The 20632-nt window shown below is 54.2% G+C and carries 20 protein-coding genes; 4 read left to right on the top strand and 16 right to left on the bottom strand.

Features of this window, described 5'->3' with window-relative positions; all coding sequences use genetic code 11:
• Positions 1 to 802 precede the first annotated feature (802 nt).
• The 4 genes from glmU (ACPLPM_RS02970) to glmU (ACPLPM_RS02955) are packed head-to-tail and all read right to left on the bottom strand — an operon-like array spanning position 803 to position 6384.
• Positions 803 to 2029: a bifunctional sugar-1-phosphate nucleotidylyltransferase/acetyltransferase gene (gene glmU / locus ACPLPM_RS02970; RefSeq protein WP_424358749.1), complete on the bottom strand. Its 1227-nt coding sequence runs from the start codon at positions 2027 to 2029 to the stop codon at positions 803 to 805.
• The gene (glmM, locus tag ACPLPM_RS02965; protein ID WP_424358748.1) at positions 2017 to 3333 is read right to left on the bottom strand and encodes a phosphoglucosamine mutase; all 1317 of its coding nucleotides are present in this window, start codon (positions 3331 to 3333) and stop codon (positions 2017 to 2019) included. The genes glmU (ACPLPM_RS02970) and glmM overlap by 13 nt, the downstream gene beginning before the upstream one ends.
• A gap of 4 nt (positions 3334 to 3337) precedes the next feature.
• Positions 3338 to 5164 (bottom strand): glutamine--fructose-6-phosphate transaminase (isomerizing), encoded by a 1827-nt coding sequence (glmS, locus tag ACPLPM_RS02960; protein ID WP_424358747.1) that lies wholly within the window; start codon positions 5162 to 5164, stop codon positions 3338 to 3340.
• A gap of 17 nt (positions 5165 to 5181) precedes the next feature.
• On the bottom strand, positions 5182 to 6384 hold the full coding sequence (glmU, locus tag ACPLPM_RS02955; RefSeq protein WP_424358746.1) for a bifunctional sugar-1-phosphate nucleotidylyltransferase/acetyltransferase: 1203 nt from the start codon (positions 6382 to 6384) through the stop codon (positions 5182 to 5184).
• A 251-nt stretch (positions 6385 to 6635) separates the two neighbouring features.
• Here glmU (ACPLPM_RS02955) and ACPLPM_RS02950 point away from each other — a divergent pair, with 251 nt between their 5' ends.
• Entirely contained in the window at positions 6636 to 6782 is a 147-nt protein-coding gene (locus tag ACPLPM_RS02950; RefSeq protein WP_424358745.1) for a 50S ribosomal protein L40e, read from the top strand.
• A 217-nt stretch (positions 6783 to 6999) separates the two neighbouring features.
• Here ACPLPM_RS02950 and ACPLPM_RS02945 read toward each other — a convergent pair whose 3' ends face one another.
• Together ACPLPM_RS02945 and ACPLPM_RS02940 are read right to left on the bottom strand one after the other, a co-directional pair.
• A complete protein-coding gene (locus ACPLPM_RS02945; protein ID WP_424358744.1) occupies positions 7000 to 7191 on the bottom strand; it encodes a hypothetical protein in 192 nt (63 codons plus the stop codon).
• A gap of 388 nt (positions 7192 to 7579) precedes the next feature.
• Positions 7580 to 8551 (bottom strand): transcriptional regulator, encoded by a 972-nt coding sequence (locus tag ACPLPM_RS02940; protein ID WP_424358743.1) that lies wholly within the window; start codon positions 8549 to 8551, stop codon positions 7580 to 7582.
• A gap of 127 nt (positions 8552 to 8678) precedes the next feature.
• Here ACPLPM_RS02940 and ACPLPM_RS02935 point away from each other — a divergent pair, with 127 nt between their 5' ends.
• The gene (locus ACPLPM_RS02935) at positions 8679 to 9944 is read left to right on the top strand and encodes a TiaS agmantine-binding domain-containing protein (protein ID WP_424358742.1); all 1266 of its coding nucleotides are present in this window, start codon (positions 8679 to 8681) and stop codon (positions 9942 to 9944) included.
• A 1000-nt stretch (positions 9945 to 10944) separates the two neighbouring features.
• Here the strand turns inward: ACPLPM_RS02935 and ACPLPM_RS02930 are convergent.
• Genes ACPLPM_RS02930 through ACPLPM_RS02920 form a run of 3 tightly spaced genes read right to left on the bottom strand, consistent with a single transcriptional unit; the run spans position 10945 to position 13351 of the window.
• Positions 10945 to 11802, bottom strand: a complete 858-nt coding sequence (locus ACPLPM_RS02930) for a CBS domain-containing protein (RefSeq protein ID WP_424358741.1) — start codon at positions 11800 to 11802, stop codon at positions 10945 to 10947.
• 38 nt (positions 11803 to 11840) lie between these two features.
• Positions 11841 to 12290, bottom strand: coding sequence for a universal stress protein (locus tag ACPLPM_RS02925; protein WP_424358740.1), 450 nt, complete (start codon positions 12288 to 12290; stop codon positions 11841 to 11843).
• Positions 12263 to 13351, bottom strand: a complete 1089-nt coding sequence (locus ACPLPM_RS02920; RefSeq protein WP_424358739.1) for an amidohydrolase family protein — start codon at positions 13349 to 13351, stop codon at positions 12263 to 12265. Before ACPLPM_RS02920 ends, ACPLPM_RS02925 begins: the two co-directional genes overlap by 28 nt.
• Before the next feature lie 375 nt (positions 13352 to 13726).
• Between ACPLPM_RS02920 and ACPLPM_RS02915 the strand changes: the two genes are divergently transcribed.
• A complete protein-coding gene (locus ACPLPM_RS02915; RefSeq protein ID WP_424358738.1) occupies positions 13727 to 13906 on the top strand; it encodes a preprotein translocase subunit Sec61beta in 180 nt (59 codons plus the stop codon).
• Between the two features lie 69 nt (positions 13907 to 13975).
• Here ACPLPM_RS02915 and ACPLPM_RS02910 read toward each other — a convergent pair whose 3' ends face one another.
• From ACPLPM_RS02910 to ACPLPM_RS02900, 3 genes are all read right to left on the bottom strand, one after another.
• Positions 13976 to 14116, bottom strand: coding sequence for a hypothetical protein (locus ACPLPM_RS02910; RefSeq protein ID WP_424358737.1), 141 nt, complete (start codon positions 14114 to 14116; stop codon positions 13976 to 13978).
• Positions 14117 to 14182: 66 nt separating this feature from the next.
• Complete coding sequence (locus tag ACPLPM_RS02905; RefSeq protein ID WP_424358736.1) at positions 14183 to 14602, bottom strand: HEPN domain-containing protein; 420 nt, start codon at positions 14600 to 14602, stop codon at positions 14183 to 14185.
• On the bottom strand, positions 14592 to 15161 hold the full coding sequence (locus tag ACPLPM_RS02900) for a nucleotidyltransferase domain-containing protein (RefSeq protein WP_424358735.1): 570 nt from the start codon (positions 15159 to 15161) through the stop codon (positions 14592 to 14594). Before ACPLPM_RS02900 ends, ACPLPM_RS02905 begins: the two co-directional genes overlap by 11 nt.
• A gap of 98 nt (positions 15162 to 15259) precedes the next feature.
• Between ACPLPM_RS02900 and engB the strand changes: the two genes are divergently transcribed.
• Positions 15260 to 15922 carry a GTP-binding protein EngB gene (engB, locus tag ACPLPM_RS02895; protein WP_424358734.1) on the top strand — a complete coding sequence of 221 codons (663 nt, stop codon included), beginning with the start codon at positions 15260 to 15262 and terminating at the stop codon, positions 15920 to 15922.
• A gap of 305 nt (positions 15923 to 16227) precedes the next feature.
• On the opposite strand, the gene ACPLPM_RS02890 is transcribed toward engB, so the two are convergent.
• The 4 genes from ACPLPM_RS02890 to ACPLPM_RS02875 all read right to left on the bottom strand — a co-directional run bounded on the left by ACPLPM_RS02890 (position 16228) and on the right by ACPLPM_RS02875 (position 20631).
• Positions 16228 to 16962, bottom strand: coding sequence for a winged helix-turn-helix transcriptional regulator (locus ACPLPM_RS02890; protein WP_424358733.1), 735 nt, complete (start codon positions 16960 to 16962; stop codon positions 16228 to 16230).
• Between the two features lie 587 nt (positions 16963 to 17549).
• Positions 17550 to 18965: an RCC1 domain-containing protein gene (locus tag ACPLPM_RS02885; protein ID WP_424358732.1), complete on the bottom strand. Its 1416-nt coding sequence runs from the start codon at positions 18963 to 18965 to the stop codon at positions 17550 to 17552.
• Between the two features lie 5 nt (positions 18966 to 18970).
• The gene (locus ACPLPM_RS02880; protein WP_424358731.1) at positions 18971 to 19792 is read right to left on the bottom strand and encodes an ABC transporter permease; all 822 of its coding nucleotides are present in this window, start codon (positions 19790 to 19792) and stop codon (positions 18971 to 18973) included.
• Positions 19789 to 20631 carry an ABC transporter permease gene (locus ACPLPM_RS02875; RefSeq protein WP_424358730.1) on the bottom strand — a complete coding sequence of 281 codons (843 nt, stop codon included), beginning with the start codon at positions 20629 to 20631 and terminating at the stop codon, positions 19789 to 19791. The genes ACPLPM_RS02880 and ACPLPM_RS02875 overlap by 4 nt, the downstream gene beginning before the upstream one ends.
• Between the last annotated feature and the right edge of the window lies 1 nt (position 20632).

Raw genomic sequence — 20632 nt, 5'->3', positions numbered from 1 at the left:
TCCATTCTCTTCTTTTCCTGGTCGGCCTCGGTGGTCTCGCATGTTCTGGAGGACTACTTACTCTCCTGGTTCTGATAAACAAATACTGGAAATGATCGTGGAAGATGACACTGGCGATATCTGTTATCCAACCACAACGGCACGGCTTTGCATTATACCAGCTGGAAATTAAATGTTCAAACCACGGCGGCACAGCGACACAGAGACATATTGGTATCAGTATAGCCGAAAGAAAAACTATAACCACGGCGGCACAGCGACACGGCGATAATGCGACCTGCAATAACCGGGTGGTAACTGGAACCACGGCGGCACAGCGACACGAAGACAGTACGACTTACTATAACCGGGTGGTAACTGGAACCACGGCGGCACAGCGACACGGAGACAATGGCGAACCGGTAATACCGAACTCTTTTTAGATTCACGGCGACACGGAGACAGACCATTAACTAAAAACGGTTTACTGGCCAGGTGTTTCAGAATAGATTTATGATCACATCACCGTTAAACTGCTCTTAATAGTGATTCCCGGGTTCTCCACAATAGTAATAAAAAGAAGGATTATCTCCGTGCCGTCAGCCCGCCGTGCCGCCGTGGATCAATAAAAAAGAATGCCTTGCTATTCAGGTACGGGTTGTCTCCGTGTCGCTGTGCCGCCGTGGTAAAAATATTTGATACTGTTGCCGTTTCCCCATTTGCCGCCGTGCCGCTGTGCCGCCGTGGTAAAAATATTTGATTTCCGGTGGTCAGGATAAAGAGCCGTGCCGCCGTGGTAAATGATTACGCCTTTGAAGGGTTTTCACCTGGTAATTAAACGTTCGCCTTTCTTGATCTCGCCCTTCGCGAGCTCGCCGGGACCGATGAACGCTCCAGGTCCGATGGAGGTGCCGACGTTGATGAGGCTGCCGATGCCGGTGTGGACGTCGTCGCCCATGATGCAGCCGAGCTTGCGCCGGCCGCTGTCGGTCTTTTTGCCGTTGACCGTCACGGGGATGGTCTTCTCGTCCAGCCGGAGGTTGGCGACCTTGGTGCCGGCGCCGAAGTTGCACCTTTCGCCGATGACGCTGTCGCCGACGTAGCTGAGGTGCCCGATCTTGGTGTCGTTCATTATAATAGAGTTCTTGATCTCCACGGCGTTGCCGATGTGAACATTATTCCCTATACTCGTGGAAGCCCGGATGAAGCAGTTGGGGCCGATGTCGCAGTTTTCGCCGATGACGCAGGGGCCGACGATGTAGGCGCCATTCCTGATGAGAGTGCCTTTGCCCACGGATACGGGGCCTTTCAGCGTGGCGTTCGGCTCTACTTCTCCCTCGATCGTTGGCTTGAGCTCTTTAAGAGTCAGTTCGTTCGCCGTTAAAAGTTGCCACGGCCTGCCGATGTCCAGCCAGTCGCTGTCCATGACCTCGTAGCCTACGGAGCGGCCGCCGTCAATTAAGTACTGTAGAGAGTCGGTGATCTCGATCTCGCCCCTCGGAGACAATGGTGTCTTCTCTATGGCGTCGAAGATGCAGGTGTCGAATAAGTAGATGCCCGCGTTCGCCAGGTTCGTCGGCGGCTCGGGGGACTTCTCCACAATGCGGGTGACGCTGGCGCCGTTAGTCTCAATCACGCCGTATGCCCGGGGATCGGCGACCTCTTTTACGGTGATGATGGCGTCGTCCTTTCTGCTGATCAGCTTCTTCAGGTGTGCCGCACTTACCGTAACGTCGCCGTTTAACGCTATAAACCGGTCGTCACATGCCTGCGCCGCCATGCCGAACGCGTGGCCGGTGCCGTTCTGCTTCTCCTGAGTAATATAATCTATGTGAACGCCGAGCCGGGAGCCGTCGCCGAAGTAGTTCGTGATCGCTTCCTTCCGGTAGCCTACGATGAGAACAAAGTCTGTGATGCCCGCCGCTTTGGCCTCGAGGATGGTGTACTCCAGCATGGGCTTGTTGGCCACTGGAAGCATCACTTTGGGCTTGTTTTCGGTGAGCGGGCGCATGCGGGTGCCTTCGCCCGCTGCCAGGATTACTGCGCGCATGAGTCGATGCACCTTTTAACGATAGACTCGGCCTGAGAGTAAAGCTTTTCGGCCGCGTCCTTGTCCACGGCCTCTGCGGTGATCCTGATCTTGGGCTCCGTGCCGGAGGGCCTGATCAGCACCCAGCCTTCGGGGTACTCGACCCGCACGCCGTCCAGTGTGTTGATTCTGGAAGTCACCTGCTCGATCTCCGCCCGGATGCCGCCCATGATGTCGGCCTTGTTGCCGTGAGAGAACTTCATGCCGCCCCTCTTTAGCGGATACCTCGGCAAATCAGCGATCGCCTTAGACAGCGGGCCATTTTTACTCACCAGCTCCACGAGCTTGGCCGCGGCGTAGATGCCGTCGGGGCAGTAGGAAATCCTCGGGAAAATCCAGGTGCCGCTGGTCTCCCCGCCAAAGTCGGCGTTGACCTTACGGACTTCCTCGGAGACGAACGCATCCCCGATCTTAGTGCGATATACCTTGACCCCGGGCTTGCATCGGTCGACCACCATGGAGGCATCCACCGGGCATACTACCGAGTCCTTCACCTCGAACCGGCAGAAGTATGCCAGCAATTCGTCACCAGTTACGAGCCTGCCCTGGTCGTCCACAGCCATCATGCGATCTGCGTCGCCATCATGCGCAATCCCGATATCTGCGCCGAACGCTTTCACTGCCTCTTTAAGCGCAGATAGGTTCTCGTCGATCGGCTCGGGGTCGCGAGCCGGGAAGAAGCCGTCGGGCTGGGCGTTGAGCGAAATTACCTTACAGCCCATCTCCCGTAGCACGTAGGGCGTGATCGTCGTGGCTGCGCCGCAACCGCAGTCCACTACGACTTTCAGGTTGCACTTCTCGACATTCCTGAGGATAACGTCGATGTGATCCAGAATAGCGTTGCTGGCGTGGCTTTCGGGGCCGATGTACTCCCAGCCGACGCCTTTGATGTCGCTCTCGATCAGCCTTTCCAGCTCGTCCTGCTGTTTGAGCGAGAAGGCCATGCCGTCCGGGTTCCAGAACTTGATGCCGTTGTACTCGGGCGGGTTATGCGAAGCGGTGATCATGATACCGCAGTCGTAGTTGCGGGCGGCGTAGGCCAGCGTAGGCGTGGATACCAGTCCTATGCGGGTCACCCTGGCGCCGGAGCAGAGCATGCCTGCCACCATAGCGTCCTCGATCATGTGGCTGGACGTCCTCGGGTCGTGGCCGATAACGATCTTCTTGTGCAGTAAGCCAAGAGCTTTGCCGGCTTTGAGCGCCAGCTCCGGGGTCATCCCGGTGCCGATGACGCCCCTGATGCCTGATGAGCCGAATAATGCCATTTAGTTACTCCACCGTTACGGATTTGGCGAGGTTCCTGGGCTTGTCGATCGGGCAGCCGGTGCACACCGCCACGTGGTAGGCGAACATCTGGAGCACGATAGATGACAGGATGGGCGAGATGATCTCGCCGACGTCCGGCACCCTGATGACCACGTCGACCAGCTGGGATATGGCTTCGTCGCCCTCGCTGGCGATGGCGATGACCGAGGCGTCCCTGGCCTTGATCTCCTTGATGTTGCTGACCATCTTCTCGTATGTGGGGGACTTCGTTGTGACTGCGATGACGGGCACTCCAGTCGTCAGCAGAGCCAGCGGGCCATGCTTCAGCTCGCCGGCGGCAAAGCCTTCGGAGAAGATGTAGGAGATCTCTTTCAGCTTTAGAGCGCCTTCCAGTGCCACCGGGTAGTTCAGGTGGCGGCCCACGAAGATGAACAGGTTAGCCTTCGCGAACAGCTTAGCGTAGTTAGCGATCATGTCGCTCTGGTCCAGGACTGCCTGGGCGTCCCTGGGTAAATTTTTGAGCTGCGACAGCAGCGTCATGGCGTTGAAGGCGTTGATGCTGCCTCTCCTGCGGCCGAGGAAGATGGAGAGCAGGTACATGACGGCCAGCTGGGAGGTGAACGTCTTGGTCGCGGCTACGCCGATCTCCGGGCCGCAGCGCATGTAGATCGTGCTCTGGGATTCCCGGGCGATGGTGCTGCCGACTGTATTCGTTATCGCGATCACGTAGGCGCCCTTCTTGACCGCGTCTTTGACGGAGGCGGCGGTGTCGGCGGTTTCGCCGGACTGGGAGAGCGCGATGATGAGCGTGTGGTGGTCGGTGCGGCTGGAGGAGTACCTGAATTCCGAGCCGATCTCCACGCTGACCGGTAAGTCGGTCAGCATTTCCAGAACGTATTTGCCGGCGAGGCCCGCGTGGTAGGAGGTGCCGCATGCGACGATCACGATGCGGCGGATGTCGTCGAGCTGCTCCTGGGTCATCTTGATCTCGGGCAGCTCCACGTCGCCGGTGAGCTCGTTGATGCGGCCGGAGAGGACGTCTTTTAACGACTTCGGCTGCTCGTGGATCTCCTTGAGCATGAAGTGCTCGTAGCCGGACTTCTCCGCAGCCTCCAGGTCCCACTCGATGGTGCGGACTTCCCTCAGCACACTGTTGCCGTTGAAGTCCTTGATCGAAAGGCCGTGAGAAGTGAGAATGGCGATGTCGCCGTCGTCGAGGAAGACGGCTCTCCTCGTATACCGGAGGAAGGCGGTGACGTCGGAGGCCAGGAAGAACTGGTCGTCCCCGATGCCGATGACCAGCGGGCTCTCTTTGCGGGCCGCGATGATCTGGTCGGGCTCGTCCTTGTTGATGAGCGCGAAGGCGAAGGAGCCTCTGAGGTGCTGGACTGCCTCGAGGATGGCGCGGAGGGTGTTCCCCGTATAGTATTCTTCTACGAGGTGGCTGATGACCTCGGTGTCGGTCTCGGAGGCGAAGACGTGGCCTTTGGCCTGCAGGTCCTGCTTTAGTTCCTGGTAGTTCTCGATGATGCCGTTGTGGACGACGGCGATCCTGCCTGTACAATCACGATGGGGGTGGGCGTTGGCCTTGGAGGGCTTGCCGTGAGTGGCCCACCTGGTATGGCCGATGCCTACGCTGGACAGGAGCGTCTCGGGCACCTCCAGCTTGAGCTGGGCGATCCGTTCCGCCGACTTGATGATTTCCAGGCCGCTGCCGTTGACTACGGCAATGCCTGCCGAGTCGTAGCCCCGGTATTCGAGCCGGCCCAGTGAGTCGAGAAGCACTTCAGTCGTTTTTCCGCATCCGATATATCCGACGATTCCACACATGTTGGGTATTCCCCTGTTTACAGGACCTTCGTATTGTCTGCCACGCTCGACCCGATCATCGCTCCGGAGCCGATCTTGCACCTGACTCCGATGATCTTGCCAGGCTTGACTAACACCCTGCCACCGATATCCGTGTTATCTCCGACGATGGCGCCTATGGTAGCGCGCATCAGGGAGTTCTCTACCTCGACTCTGGTCGTTTCCGCCTCGGCGATGAACGAGGAGCCGATGGTCGCGCCTTCGCCTATCAAAGAGGTCGATATGTTGCTGAAGGACGAGACCCGGACGTTTTTCATGAGTATGCTGTTGGAAATTCTGGCGAACGGCTCGATCGTGGAGTTGCTGCCGATGCTGGTGCTCGGCAGGATAACCGTATTCGGGCCGACGTCGCAGCTGTCGCCAATCGATACAGGGCCGACGATGTACGAGCCGGACCTGATCACCGTGTTTTCCCCGATGTAGACGGGGCCGATGAGGCGGGCGCCCTCTTCGACAGTGCCGTGGTTCTCAGGCTTCCGGCCTGCAAGCGTTGCCGCGTTGAGGTCGATGAGGTTCCAGAGGTAGACCGCGTCCATCCAGATCGCGTTCGTGTGTACGGCCCTGACCGAGTAGTTGCTCTCGATCATCTTGCGGATGGCGTCGGTGATCTCGTATTCGCCCCGCTCGGAGATGTCCATGTACTCCAGGAAGTCGAACACCTTGGGGGAGAAACAGTATACGCCCGCGTTGACGATGTTGCCCGCCTCTTTGTACTTCGGCTTCTCCTCGATGCCTTTGACGAGGTTGTTCTGCGTCTCTACCACGCCGTAGGCCTGGGCCTTGTCCACGCTGACAGTCAGCATCGTCGCGTCCCCGACCTTGTACTTGATTATTTCTTTAATCGCGGACGCGTCGATCACGGTGTCGCCGTTAATCACCAAAAAGTGGTCTTTGATCAGGTGGGAGGCCTGCCGGAGCGCGTGCGCCGTGCCGAGCTGCTGGAACTGCTCGATGTAGTTGATGTTCACGCCCCACTTGTGGCCGTCGCCGAAGTAGTCCATGATCTTTTCCCGCTTGTACCCCACCACCATGACGATGTCGATGATGCCGCTCTCCTGGAGGGCGTTGATCACGTACTCGAGAATAGGCTTGTTGCCGACCGGGATCATTACTTTGGGACGGGTTGCGGTAAAAGGCTTTAACCTGCTACCCTCGCCAGCGGCAAGAACGACTGCCTTCATAGTAGAAACATCCTCTTAAAGTTGTAATAGTTATATTATTGTAATTATCGTTAGGTAAGATAGCGGCTACGAGTATTTTAAGCTTTTCAATGGGTAAAGGTGTAGAATATATAGAATTAATAGCCGAATAACCGGAATTTTCCCGGCATTTCCGTGGTATCCGATAATTATTATATCCGTTCCTGACCAAAATAGTTATATGCTTCCAGCACTTTTAGATGGAACATCTTAAAATAACAGAGGTATTTATCATGGCGAGATTCCCCGAAGCAGAGGCCCGGACCCTGAACCTCCAGATCTGCCGCAAATGCAACGCCAGAAATGCGTTAAAGGCAACGCGCTGCAGAAAATGCGGTTACGAAGGTCTCAGGCCCAAGAAGAAAGAGCTGAAGAAATAATCATAGCTGGCACGGTGGCCATACTGGGGTGCCCGTAACGTTAACCCCGAGGCGGTCACGGTGCTGACCATTTTATTAGCCAGTTCTAAAACGAAACTACAGATTGTTTTTTAATGTACTATTAGCCCTGGATAGCGACAGCTGTCAAGAGAAGGCCTTTTTCTGTAAAAGTCGTCCAAAGTAAAGAGAAGTAAAGGGTTACTTGAATCCTGCCCACTCAGGAGCCTACGATAATGTCGTCCTGCCCGGACTTGTCCTTGAGCATTTTCTTCAGGGCCAGCTTATCGTGCTTCTGCTCCAGCGCGAACCCGATCAGCGACGCATAGGCATCCTTAATCGTCATGTCGTGATCGACGGCGAACTTCTTGACTTCCTTGTGGACCTTGTCCGGGATCTCCACCTTTGACATACCGGATTTGTGTATGTCTGTCAAGAGGATATATACATTGCCGTAGTCGGAAAATGGTCAGAATGCAGCGTATAAATACTGCTCTCAAACGACAGCAATAACGTAGCGGTCGGCGAGGCGTTTCGGGTCTGCCCCCGCATCAGCGGGGGATGCGGAGATGACGGGGCAATGGACGTCCGCCGAAGGCGACGTCGCTTAGGACTTGCGAAGGAGGGTCGACTGGCGCAGCCGAAGGCGCAGCCAGGTCGTACCTCCGAGGGTGCGAGTCCGGCCCCGGCATCGGAGCACCCGAAACGCCGAGTAGCCTGCCATCAGGCAGGCGTCGACCCGCGATTAGAAATAATGTTGCCTGGTGGATGGACTCAGAGAAGAAGTGATAGGAGAAATATTACTTACCGGTATCGGCCTTTTTCAATTCTCTGGATAATAATAAGTCAAACAAGTCGTCACGATCGTCGAACTGCTTCAGCTCCTCGCTCTTGATCAGCATCGTGTTACCGATCGCTTTGGAGCGGTGGGGCCCTTTGACGATGAACAGCGAGTAGGTGCCCGTTACGTCGGCCAGGCTGGACATGAATTTGGCCTTCTTCAGCATGGCTTCGCTGTAGTCGCTGACGCCGGTGAGCATCTTGGTCACGTCGTCCTGGGATAGTGCGTTGAAAGGCGCCCTGGTAGTGTGGAACACCTCGAAGCCGATGTGCATTAGCGTGCCGAGGGCTTCCTTTTCCATGTCGCTGGCATTGCGCAGGTCGTTGGGGGAGGTATCCGCATCCCGGGCCTTCTCGAACTTGACGATCATGTTGACGGGGCAGGCTATGGGCGAATCCAGGATCTCTTCCAGCTTTAGCGCCGCTTCGATGGTGGCGTTCATGCCGCTCTCGTACTTGCTGATGGTCCGGCGGGACACGCCGAGCGCCATGGCTAATTCGCCGAGCGAAATATTCTTGGACTCTCTCAACGACCGCAGGGTCTCCCCGTCGATCTCCACGTACAGGCCGCCGGGCGCCGCGTATACTAAAGGCGGCACTTCCTCGATGAAGAAGTCGTGGAGCGTCTCGATGTTGACGCAGGGTATGCCGTACCTGAGGTACACTGCCCCGGTCTCCAGGGGGTGGTCGTTGGTGTGTTCGCCTACGACCATAGGCGAGCCGTTGAAGAGCACGGACAGCCGTCTCATTTCCTGGGAAGTGTCTTCGCCCAGGCCTTCGATGTTCGACAGGACTTTGAGAAGGAGCAGGGTTTTACCCCTTCGAGCCGCCACGTCAAAACTTCGAGGCCGGATATCGCACTTCTCCGAGAGGATGAATTCTGCCTTCCACAGCAGAGCAATGACTCTGTCCAGCAGCGTTTCCCGTGTCATAATCCGAAAGAGTTATATGCTTAACATGTTAGTGTCATATTTCAAATATTAATACGTTTTGTATGGAGAAACAAGAAACAGGCAAGGTAACTCTCGAGAAACAAAGGCCTGGAAGGTAAACAAAAGTATGCTCTACGTAGGGATCGACGACACCGACTCCAAGCTCGGCATGTGCACCACATATCTGGCCGCAGTTTTAGCGGAGCGCCTGGCCAGGTTCAAGCTCGTGGGCTACCCTCGGCTGATCCGGTTCAACCCCAACATTAAGTACAAGACCAGGGGCAACGCAGGCCTCGCCCTGGTGCTGAACGCAGGCCCTGAGGCGATGGACGAGGTAGAGCAGATCATGCTGGCCGCCGTCAGAGAGCAGGCCCGCATGGAAGACGAGAACACGAACCCCGGAGTGGTCCTCTATCACGGCGAAATCACTCAGGAACTCAAAGACTATGCCCTCAGGGTCGTGCGGGACGTAGTGGAGATCTCCGAGGCCGAGGCGCTGGCAGAAAAGTACGGCATGCGCGTCCACAAGTTCAAGATCGGAAGAGGCATCATCGGCGCCCTCGGAGCCATCTGTCTCGATCTCTACGATCACACTTACGAGCTTCTGGCATACAGGATGCCCGAAAATTACGAGAAGCCCCGGCAGCTGGACCGGCCCTCTGTGTACGCCATGGACGCGGCCACCTACCCCGACACCTGGGATAACGTGGACCTCCATAACAAGGTGATCGTGTTCTCCCCGCATACCCCTGACCCGGTCCTGTATGGCATCAGGGGCAACAGCCCTGAAATTTTGTCAAAAGCGCAGCGTATGCTGACGACAGAGCCCGTCGAACGCAGCCAGATCTTCATCACCAACCAGGGCACCGACATGCACCTGCTGCAGGCAGCGCAGATCGCAGACGCTAAAGACGACCGTTCTTACATCCTCAGGGGCAACGTAACCCAAGCCCCCGTTACTAAAGAGGGCGGCCACGTCTTCTTCGAGATCGGCGACGCCTCCGGCAGCCTGAAGTGCTCCGCCTTTGAGCCGACCAAGAACTTCCGGGACATAGTGCGCAAGCTGGTGCCCGGCGACGAGGTGAAGGTCTACGGCAGCGTCAAGGACAGGACGGTCAACCTCGAAAAGCTGGAAGTCATCGCCCTCGCGTCCCTGACCCGGACAGTATCGCCGACCTGCCCCCAGTGCAGCCGGCACATGGAGTCCGCAGGCGCAGGCCAGGGTTACAGGTGCAGGAAGTGCAAGACAAAGGCGCCCTCGCTGATCACCGAAGAGGTGAAGCGAGATCTCGAGCCCGGGCTCTACGAAGTCCCGCCCACAGCCAGAAGGCACCTCGCTAAACAGATCATCAGGATTACAGAGCCCTGGTGCGTTATGCATCCCAGCAGGTAAATTAAAACCCGTAGGGTAATACCACGGCGGCACGGAAACATAGCGAGAAGCGGTGGCAAGACTAAATGTTTTTACCACGGCGGCACGGCGACACGGAGACAATGCGAGAAGCGATGGCTGGATGGTTATTTTAACCACGGCGGCACGGCGACGCGGAGACAATGCGAGAAGCGATGGCTGGATGGTTATTTTAACCACGGCGGCACGGCGGCACAGAGACAATGCGAGAAGCGATAAGCCCGCTGGTTATTTTAACCACGGCGGCACGGCGACACGGAGACAATGCGAGAAGCGATGGCTGGATGGTTATTTTAACCACGGCGGCACGGCGACACGGAGACAACCCGTACCCGAATAGCAAGGCACTCTTTTTTATTGATCCACGGCGGCACGGCGGGCTGACAGCACGGAGACAACTATGTTTAGCTTCCTTCAGGCTATCGATCGAAAGTCAGGCTGAAACGATTTGGTAGTAAGCTTATGGTTAATGCTCTGTCTCTGTGTCGCCGTGGACTGAAAAAGAGTTAACTTTTACCGGTTCGCCACTGTCTTGGTGTCGCCGTGCCGCCGTGGTTTCAGTTACCATCTGGTTGTAGCAGATCGCATATGTCTCCGTGCCGCCGTGCCGCCGTGGTTCAAACATTTAATCTACAGTTGTCAGGATAAGGAGCAGTGCCGCCGTGGTTCAAACATTTAATCTACAGTTGTCAGGATAAGGAGCAGTGCCGCCGTGGTTCAATCATTTGATTTTAAGTTGTCATGATAAGGAGCAGTGCCGCCGTGGTTTCAGTTACCACCGGCCTGTCGTGGACCGCCTTGTCTCCGTGCCGCCGTGCCGCCGTGGTTCAAACATTTGATCTACGGTTGACAGGATAAGGAGCAGTGCCGCCGTGGTTAAAATATCCAATTTCCAGTTGTAGGATAAAGAGCCGTGCCCTCATGGTAAGAAGAAAAATAGTGGAGGGTTATGGTGTTTATACCATAAGCCCGGTTTGTTTTATTACTGTTCTTTCGCAGCGATGACCGCGAGGAGTTCTCTGTCTAGCAGGAGACCGTCGAGCTTGTTGTCGGCGGTGATGACGGGCACCTGCTCGATCCTGTTGCGGCGCATCTTCTTGGCGACTTCCGAGACAGGTGTCTTGTGGAAGGCGGTGATGACAGTCTTGACCATGACGCTCTTGACGGGCACGTCAGGCAGCGAGATCCTCGATACACCGTAATACAGGCTCATGGTGTCGCGCATGCTTTCCCAGGTCCACTTGTCCTCGTCGGAGGCGGCGGACATGTCGGAGCGCTCCACGGAGTCCTCGATGCGGCTCAGGTTGATGATATCGGTGATGCTGATGATGCCGGCCAGCTCGCGCTTGGTGTTCAGGACGGGCAGTGCGTCCCTCTTGCTCAGCCGGATGATCTCTGCGGCCACGGGCACGGGGGTTTCTTCCCACACGGCCACGACTCCGTCCCGGATGAAATTCTTGATCTGGTCGTGGATGTCCATCTGGCCGATGGCGCCGATGATGTCGCTGACGGTGACGATGCCGACCAGCTTACCCCTGACCACGACGGGCAGCCTGCGCAGGCCGGTCTGGATGAGGATGGCGGCAGCCTTGGAGAGCGACGCATCCGGGGTGATCGTGACTGGCTCCCGGGTCATGAGCATTGCAATCTGCTCTTCTTCCGGGTGCTTCAGGAGGTCGATACGGGTGACGATACCCAGTAAAGTGCCCTCCTTGACTACGGGTACTGCGGAGATACGCTCTTTCTGCATGAGGTCGAGGATCTCATCCCTTGTCCCCGGAATCTCGATGCTCTTTACGTTCTTGATCATAATGTCGTCTACTGTAACTGCCTGCTTCATAGCATACCTCGAATGGCTCTTATAATATACATACTTATTTATTTGCCAGCTTCTTTATAGCTCTTGATTACCAGAACCGGGCATGGAGCGATACGTACTACTTTTTCCGCGACGCTGCCCAGGAGTATCCTGTCTATGCCGCTCTTACCCAGGGTGCCGACTATGATGAGGTCGACTCCGTTGTCCTTGGCGAACTTGGTGATCTCGACCGCAGGGTTGCCTTCCAGCACGTGGGTCTCGATGTCCGCCTCCGGAGAGGCCTCTTTCACCCGGTTCACGGCTGCCTCGCCTTCGTCCTTTAAGAGCTGGTACATATTTTCCCAGGTGACGTCCATGGGGATGGACGTAAAAGTGACGGTATCCACAACGTATACTGCGTATACTTTAGACTTGTGCTGCTGCGCGAGCTGCAGGCCGGTTTCTACCGCGCTCTGCGTCCTCTTTGAGCCGTCTGTCGCTATCAGGATTTTCTTGAAGAGTTCTGCCATATTTTACCTCCTATAATCGTATAGCTTATGTCGTCCGGGCGGGCCCGCCTGACGATCGTGCCCAGCAGGTTCCTGGAATACTTCAGGTTGTCCGATTCCTGCCTCAGCACCATCAGGTCCGCGTCCTTCCCGGGGAGAATCGAGCCTCTGCTTCCACCGCAGCCCATGAGCCTGGCACCATTTAACGTTGCCATTTTATATGTATATGCATCGTTATGTAAAAATGCTTTTGATACCCACTCCATCTCCCTGAACATGTCCGGCCCGTTCAGCATGACATTGTCCGTGCCGAGCGCGAGTTGTACGCCGGCGTCCGCCATCGCCCGGAGCGGAGGAAGCCCGACGCCAGTGAGTACGTTAGACCTCGGGCAGACTACCACCGGGATGCCGAGGTCTGCCGTCTTCCTGATATCGGCGGCGCTGGCGTGGGTCATGTGCACGATAAAATCGGGCGAGATCTCCATCGCCCCCGGGATATCGGTGGCGTTCAGCTCCCCCGCGTGGATGCCGAGCAGCTTGCCCGCCTTTTTCGCGCTGGCCCCCAGGCTGTGAAGGATGTCGCGGGGCATATCGTTAGCCCCGCTGAGGCCCAGCCCGTCGGCGACCTGCAGCACGTCGGCGACCGTGTCGGTGCCGGCCAGCCGGCCCAGGATCGTCGCCCTGCCCCCGGCGACGCCTCGCAGCATCCTTACGCCCGCCACACCGTTCTCCCTGAAATCGATGCAGTGACAGGTACCCGTGGCCGCCATATCGGCGAGCGCCGAAGTCATTCCCGAAGTGATCTCTTCAGGCGGCGTCTCCCGCAGTATCCGGTGCTTCAGCCCGTCCGGCGGGGCCACCAGCTCTGCCAGCGGCATGTACGGCAGGTCCTTAGCAACCGAGTCCCCAAGGTGGGTGTGCGAGTTGACGAACGCCGGGCACACGATACCCTGGATGCTCCCCCGGGTCCGGTCGAAGCCGGCCTCCCGTATCTTGCCGTCCCGGATGACCAGGTAGCCCTCCCGGGCCTCAAAGTCGTCCCCGTAGAGCAGAGTACCTGAGACGACGTATTCTTCGGGCATAGCAAGGCTAATAGGTGCCCTGACAAAAAATACCTTTGTGCTCGGGCCGGGAGAATATTCGAATCTGGAGCGGAAGATAGTGAGACAACAATACGAACGCTGCGCTGTGCCAGATCACAGATTACGACTGATTGCACGGATTACACAGATGGCTATTGAAAACCTGAAGGATTGACCATATGTCACCCTATTGATTATCATCTGTGCAATCTGCGTTATCTGTAGCAATCTGTGATCTGGCACAGCGCAGCGTTAGTCCACGTTCACGGGCACAGAGACAACCTTTTGAGTCGCAACCCCAGAACTCTTTTTAACAGCAAAGCGGGGAAAGACTTAACTACTTTATCGTGTTAGATATACGAACTGGAGGCTAATATGGCGAAAAGAGAATCGAGCAGTGGCAGCGGCGGTTTGATGTCTTCCGCAGGCCTGATGCGCTATTTCGAGGCCGAGGAGTCCGCTATCAAGATCGACCCCAAGACTGTGATTATTGCAGCAGTCGCAACGGGCGCTTTCATCTGGATCCTTAACTTTACCTACGGCCGCTTCTGGTAAGCGGGACCGTCACTAAAAACCTTTTTTAAACTTTAAGTTTCCTGAGCTTGCCCCATGTCTAAAAGAGGGCTACTCTTCCCGGACCTCTTCCGGCTCCCCGCCTTCCTTGCCTTCCCGGGGCTCCTCCCGGGGCGGGAACTCGATCACTGTTTTCTTCTCCTCCGGCGGGACGTACTGGATGGGCTCGTCTCGCTTCTTACCCCTGGCCATGATCGATAGTGGGCTTACGGACGGTTAAAAGAGATTCCGGGTTATAGTGGAAAGAAGCGCCGTGAATCACTGGGCTTCAAGCACTTTTTCGATAGCTGCCAGGAGGTCATTCCCCAACATTACTGCAGTGATAGCATCCTGTTTTCCAGCCTCGTACTCTAGCGAATAAATTGCATCGTGACGATTTTTCCTGTAGGAGTCCAGAACTACTGCATAACGCTTAAGGGACGGATGCTTTTCCCTGAGATACAGCGGGATACATTCGTGACTGCGCTCCTTAACGCCATCCACATATAAGATCGCTCTCGCAGCGTGGAACATGGCTGTATAAGAGAATACGATAGCCATACGGTACAAGCCGATATCGACGTTCTTTTGAGCTCCTGTCAAATTTTCCCGGGCAAGGGTTAATGAACGCTTTGCGTTCTCAATATCAGGATGCGTGCGGATTAGTAGTCGTTTCTGAAAACAGTCGTCAAGCTTCAATCAAACCACTCCCGAATAAGAGCACATGATCTTTAAGGACGCTTTTATAAAAAGCGTCCCCTCTATCCAGCATAGACTTACAGTCGGAAAGGCGTAAAGTAGTGATGTTGGCTTCTTTATCAAGCCGGTCTTCAATCGCTTTCACGGGGGGTATTAGTTTCAGTTTATCCGAGTGAGTAATTGCTAAGAAGTCGATGTCGCTGAGATCGTCGAAGTCGCCACGAGCATAGCTGCCGTAGAGCACGAGGGATATGATGCCCGGGTCTGCTTCCTGGAACAGGGCTACAGGCTTAGCGGAAAGCACGAAGGCAAGGCCATACGCTTTCTTCAGAGGAGGCACGACGCAATTTTCAGTGTTGAGAGAGTAGAAATGTTCTCTCCCACGAATTTCCTTTAGCAGTAAACCTTCTTCGTGGAATGAGTCGACGGCCTTGATTACGGTAGACGGGCTGACATTCAATGCTCTCGCGATCTCCTTCTTATAGAATTGCCTGCCCGGGCGAGACAGAAAATACGCGAGTATCTTCATATCGGCGTACTTCTCAAATAGTTCGATCAATCGATCCACCGTTCATTTAATAGATCGTAAGTTCGATATATAATACTTATCGTGTTAATGCGATAGGTATACATGTATATAGAGAACTTATTGATTTGATGTCGCTGCAGGACTACAAGTCATTCGAGCCCGTGAAAGCAAAGCACGAGATCGTCTTCATCGGCCGGTCTAACGTGGGCAAGTCCACGATCATGAGGGAGCTCATCGGCGCGAAGGTCAAGGTAGGCCGCCGTCCGGGCGTCACCCAGAAGCCTAATTACTACCAGTTTGGCGATCTCTTAATTACAGACATGCCCGGCTATGGGTACATGAAGGGCGTGGACCGGGCCAAGCAGGAGCGGATCAAAGACCTCATCGTCAAGTATTTCGAGGATAACGCGAGCCGCATCTTATGCGCCGTGCAGGTGGTCGACGCCAAGGCATTCGCCGATATCGTGGACCGGTGGGACGGCAGAGGCGAAATCCCCATCGACATCGAGCTGAACGACTTCTTATACGATTTAGACCTGGACGTGATCGTGGCGGTCAACAAGATGGACAAGATCCACCCCTCGGCGTGGGACGAGTTCCTCGACGGCATCTGCGACCGGCTCCACATGCTGCCCCCCTGGAACCAGTGGACCGACAAGGTCGCCCCCATCGTCGCCAAGAAGGGCGAGATCAACGTGCTGGGCAAATTACTCCGGGAACGATTGCGCAAGGCCGGGCTGGAGAAGTACGTCAACGTGATCAACGTCAAACAGGGACTGTCGTCGAAATAGCTGCGCTGTATGTTTCTGGTTGCTTATATGGCGTGAGATAGCAATACGAACGCTGCGCTGTGCCAGACCCACACAGATGCCACAGATTACGACAGAATCCACAGATTATTGCTCGATTTCACAGATGAAGTGGATACCACAGATTCGATCATAGATTGACATACATGTAACGTATAGTCGATAGCACATATTTGTCCGGCATCTGTGGAATCGGCCATCATCTGTGCTATCGGTCGGAATCTGTGGATTCTGTATAAATCTGTGGAATCTGTGTGGGTCTGGCACAGCGCAGCGTTCGTGTACGTTTACACGCTCACCGGCAACTGCCGGTCGATGAGTGCCCGCACATCTTCGTTCAGGTAATACTTCAGAAGCCTCCCGGCGGGCTCTCTGCGGACGACCTCGTCTCTCGCCAGCTTTTTCAGCTGGACGTAGGCTCCGCTGCTGGTGATCTGCAGGTGGCCGGCGATTTCGTCGATGGTCGCCCCGGGGGTTTCTTTCAGGTATGTGACGATGGACAGGGCGGCGGGCCGGCTTATCGAGGATATGATCGCCTTTTCCCGGTCGGTGTAGGCGCCGGAGTTCCGGAAGAGCCTGACGAACTTGTCGGACTTGACTAATGTAATCCGGTGGTCGGACTGGAGCTGGCTGACGTGGTACCGGATGGTGCCTAGGTTGAGGCCTTCTTTACGGGAGATGTCGGCCATGGTGGTGCCGGGGTTGTCCCTGATGTGCGCGTAGATCTGGTCCCTGATCTCGTTGTCCCGCCGGTTTTTCAGCTTGCCGAGGACGATGGGCCAGAGCTTGAGGACAACGGCCAGCGCGGTTGCTGTGACAGCGGCTATCCAGGTGATCTGCTCGATTTGTATCCGCAGGGGCACCTGCCAGAAAGTGATCGTAGCGTCGGCGCCGCTGGTGTCTCTGGGACCAGGGATCGGCGAGAAGCCTATCGTATCTCCTCCGGCGGAAGCGGGCAGAGTAAAAACTACGATGAAAAGCAGGATTACGATTAGTGTGTTTAGCGCATGTTTTAGGCGCATAATCGCTGATCAACGCCTTGTATCGTATATCTTTCGATACCGCTTAACGACAGCAATCGATAGTATTATAATACCAGGCATCATTATATAGACATGGCGATAGTCCTCGGGAATATCGTCTCACCTTAAAGGTTTAGTAAGTGCAGCGCCGCAAGTTCTGGCAACAGGCTGTCTGGGTTTAGGCCTGTCTGCCTCCGTGAACCCGGCGCTGCGCTTCCCGATGCAAGCTCTTCTTCAGGATTGTGCTCACGAAAGTCTACACTTTCTCAAAAAATAAACAAATGGTTTGCATGAGCTAACCAGGGCAGTCTGGGTGAAAGCCCTGATCCCACCCCAGCCGGACGCCGAATATACACACTTATCTTAAGTTTAGTAAGGAATGCATGCGGCACCAATACCCGGGAACGGCAAACATCATTACTGGGTTTATTCGTTAAAGTCTGCCCGCCCCCGTGCACCGGGCGCTGTGCTTACAAGCGCCGGCTCGACTGATTACTGGCAATTATATGATTACTCGTTTGATTCGCCCTGGAATTATATTAAGTTTCTATCATAATCGGTTAATCGTGAACTTGCCAGACTATCTGTCATTTTTTTATAAGCAGGTAGGCGGCCCCGGCGGTAAATAGTATCAATCCTATTATTCCAATGATTTTCAAAATCGTATCGTCGGTAGGTTGACCAGTTTGTTGCTCACTCGCGGGTTTTAAAGTCGAGGACGGTATAGAGAGGTTATAGCCAGTGCCTCCCGAATTCTTGATCGGTGTGACGGCAGATGAAGTGTTACTTCCTACATTGTTAGCAGATGTGTTCGACGTAATGATCACCGGGTACTCGATCACGTTGCCCTCGTCGAATTCGACTTTGACCGGGGTGAGTTTGTAGATTGCGGGACCGCCCCCGATTTGCCCGAACTCGTTATTACCCCATGACCATACGCTACCGTCCTGTTTCAAAGCGACGCAATGATAGGCTCCTGCGCTAATCTGGATAATATCATTCAGGCCCTGGACTTTAGCAGGAGTGGACATGCCGTTAACTCCTGCATAACTTCCCCACACCCATACTGTGTGGTCCTCTTTTAACGCCATTCCCAGACAATGGCCTGTTGAGATCGCTTTTACCCTGTCAATTTTTGACTTTACCAGAAAATCATTGTATACCGAGCACTGATCGCCTTTGATAATCATTGTTTCATAGGTTTTATTCCCGTCTCCAAGCTGACCGTAATAATCTGAACCCCATGCCCACACGCTTCCATCGTTTTTTAGGACCAGTGTAGCTTCGCCGCCTTTCGCTATGGACTTGACATTCGACAGCATGTCTACTTTAAAGGGAAAAGGCCTTGATTTGTTTTCTGAGAAATCACCAAGTGCACCAGTGATTGCATAGCTATCCAAACACGTGTAAGTATTATCACCCCAGGCCCACACGGTCCCGTCATTTTTTACTGCAAACGTCCCTCTTCCATCGATAAACCCAACGTCGGTGATATTTATCAACACCGGAGTTAGTTTGTCCGTATACGTGCCATCGCCAACATGTCCTGCAGAGTTAGCGCCCCACGCCCATACGGTACCATCCGTTTTAACCGTGTACCACCACCCTGGGCCTGCATATACGGCTTTTACATCCTGGATAGGAATCTTATATAGCGTAAAATTATCCGGGGTATTCGCTACGATAAAATCCAGTCTTCCCCAGGCCCAGACAGTGCCATCGTCTTTCAAAGCCAGATTTACGAAGCTCCCTGCAGATATTGCAGTTACATTAGTAATCGGCACCCTGATGGGAGTATACTGGGGCGTTTTTCCCGGAATGCCCAGCTGTCCCCCACGGTTATCTCCCCATTCCCACACGCTTCCGTCATCTCCGAGAGCGAGAGTATGAAGCCGATCTGCCGAGACGGCTACGATTTTATCTGAAGCCATGGCCGGCCCGGATAGCATGACTAGTGTAATGAAGAGTAACGGTATGGTTATCGTGGCGTTAATTTTCATCATCTGACTTACACGTCCTCTTTTGAAAATGCAAGGCAATTGGCCAGTAGTATAGTAATGATAATCAACAGCATCAAGCCGATCTCCGGACGTACGGAGTTCATCCAGAAAAAGAACGAGGTATTGGTATCGAAGAGATTATAGCCCTTATCAGGCCCTATGATGCCGAAAATCATGCCTGTTAGCATGTAAGGCGCCACTGGGATCTGTAAGTTCGATTTGAGATATAGGAAGCTAATTCCAGAGTTCCAGAACCACTGGAATGAAAGGTAAGTGACTGCTACAGATACAGCGACTAAAAAATGCTTAAACAGCACCCCTATAAGCATCGCCGCCCCCAGGTCGATCATCAGGGTTAACGCCAGGATAATGATATAGGAGATAGTCCTGACGACAAAATCTCCCGTATACACCGGCGACCCGTAGAAACATGTTAAAACAGATGCATTGAATAAGGTCAGGACCGTGAGAAAAGTAAGCAGGAACAGACTCAGACCGGCAAATTTACCAATAAGTATATCCCTCCGGTACAAAGGTTTACCGGCAAGGATGCTAAATAGTCCTTTTGATCTGTCGTCCGAAATGGCCATAACTCCGAGAAAAACCGCCATGATACTGCACACTTCGTTTGTAATATAACTCATCATCTGGTAGCCAAAGAAAAATCCGTCTGCATTCCGGGATATCGAAAGATTGGCCAGGTTCTGTGCTCCTCCGGCAGCGTTAAGAACATAAATAGTAATCAGTATGAGACCGACGACAATTGATACTGGATTTGCCGCCACCCGGTAAAATTCATTCTTAGCAATACTGACAGCAGGGGAAGTCATGCTTCATCCCTCCGAACAAATACAATGTAGCTTACCACGCATATTGTTAGAGCATATAAGGAAAACTTTGCCATATCTGGCAGGATAAGCAGTAATGACTGAGACAGATCGTATGCGCTGTTAAACAAGATCTCCCTTATCGGCCATAAAAAACCGCCCGGAGTTAAACTGACAATAAAGCTACTAATAGCGAATTCCTGCCCGGGGAAAAGGTTTGAAACCATATCGGCAAAGCTGGACATCGATACAAACTCGGCTATAAACACCAGTAACGATCCAGTGATCAACGCGAATGCAGTGTTTTTTACCAGCAGCGAAAGAAGTACAGCCACCATCCAGTATATTGCAACCAGTATTATGGAAAATGCGAAGATGATAGGTAACCGGGAAACATAATCCCCTGTCGAAGAGGAGATAGCACCGCCGCAAAAAACGAACAGGCAGGATGTGTACAGGATGATAGAAAAGCCTAAGATCAACATTAGGAATAGGAGAGACCCCAGTAATTTTCCATTAATAATAGTATCTCTGTATACCGGTTTTGTCAATAGAATACTCAGCGCGTTGTTATGCCTCTCGCTGGCGATGGAAGCGCAGCCAATCATGACGCCAACGATCGGGCCGTAGGACGAAGAAAGCACTGCGAACAGGTTATCGGCAAATACCATACCGTAACTATGACTGAAACCGATAGACAGATCCATATTTGGTACCCCCTCGCACCACATGAAAAAGTTCAGCATCAGGACAACAAAGTACCCGGCCAATACAACAAGCACCATAGGACTGCTTACAAGATCTGCGAATTCTTTCCGCGCGATATTAACAAAGTTACCCATA

This window comes from Methanocella sp. MCL-LM (assembly GCF_049676595.1).
Taxonomy (GTDB): Archaea; Halobacteriota; Methanocellia; order Methanocellales; family Methanocellaceae; genus Methanocella_A.
This window is presented reverse-complemented; position numbering and strand designations above follow the sequence as displayed.

Excerpts from the sequence above, each read along its gene's own strand:
- ACPLPM_RS02945 (WP_424358744.1), bottom strand. The coding sequence starts at position 7,191 with ATGTCAAAGGTGGAGATCCCGGACAAGGTCCACAAGGAAGTCAAGAAG.
- glmU (WP_424358749.1), bottom strand. The coding sequence starts at position 2,029 with ATGCGCGCAGTAATCCTGGCAGCGGGCGAAGGCACCCGCATGCGCCCG.
- ACPLPM_RS02880 (WP_424358731.1), bottom strand. The coding sequence starts at position 19,792 with ATGACTTCCCCTGCTGTCAGTATTGCTAAGAATGAATTTTACCGGGTG.
- glmM (WP_424358748.1), bottom strand. The coding sequence starts at position 3,333 with ATGGCATTATTCGGCTCATCAGGCATCAGGGGCGTCATCGGCACCGGG.
- ACPLPM_RS02890 (WP_424358733.1), bottom strand. The coding sequence starts at position 16,962 with ATGCGCCTAAAACATGCGCTAAACACACTAATCGTAATCCTGCTTTTC.
- ACPLPM_RS02940 (WP_424358743.1), bottom strand. The coding sequence starts at position 8,551 with ATGACACGGGAAACGCTGCTGGACAGAGTCATTGCTCTGCTGTGGAAG.
- glmU (WP_424358746.1), bottom strand. The coding sequence starts at position 6,384 with ATGAAGGCAGTCGTTCTTGCCGCTGGCGAGGGTAGCAGGTTAAAGCCT.
- ACPLPM_RS02935 (WP_424358742.1), top strand. The coding sequence starts at position 8,679 with ATGCTCTACGTAGGGATCGACGACACCGACTCCAAGCTCGGCATGTGC.
- ACPLPM_RS02950 (WP_424358745.1), top strand. The coding sequence starts at position 6,636 with ATGGCGAGATTCCCCGAAGCAGAGGCCCGGACCCTGAACCTCCAGATC.
- engB (WP_424358734.1), top strand. The coding sequence starts at position 15,260 with ATGTCGCTGCAGGACTACAAGTCATTCGAGCCCGTGAAAGCAAAGCAC.
- ACPLPM_RS02885 (WP_424358732.1), bottom strand. The coding sequence starts at position 18,965 with ATGATGAAAATTAACGCCACGATAACCATACCGTTACTCTTCATTACA.
- ACPLPM_RS02925 (WP_424358740.1), bottom strand. The coding sequence starts at position 12,290 with ATGGCAGAACTCTTCAAGAAAATCCTGATAGCGACAGACGGCTCAAAG.
- ACPLPM_RS02920 (WP_424358739.1), bottom strand. The coding sequence starts at position 13,351 with ATGCCCGAAGAATACGTCGTCTCAGGTACTCTGCTCTACGGGGACGAC.
- glmS (WP_424358747.1), bottom strand. The coding sequence starts at position 5,164 with ATGTGTGGAATCGTCGGATATATCGGATGCGGAAAAACGACTGAAGTG.
- ACPLPM_RS02910 (WP_424358737.1), bottom strand. The coding sequence starts at position 14,116 with ATGGCCAGGGGTAAGAAGCGAGACGAGCCCATCCAGTACGTCCCGCCG.
- ACPLPM_RS02915 (WP_424358738.1), top strand. The coding sequence starts at position 13,727 with ATGGCGAAAAGAGAATCGAGCAGTGGCAGCGGCGGTTTGATGTCTTCC.
- ACPLPM_RS02875 (WP_424358730.1), bottom strand. The coding sequence starts at position 20,631 with ATGGGTAACTTTGTTAATATCGCGCGGAAAGAATTCGCAGATCTTGTA.
- ACPLPM_RS02930 (WP_424358741.1), bottom strand. The coding sequence starts at position 11,802 with ATGAAGCAGGCAGTTACAGTAGACGACATTATGATCAAGAACGTAAAG.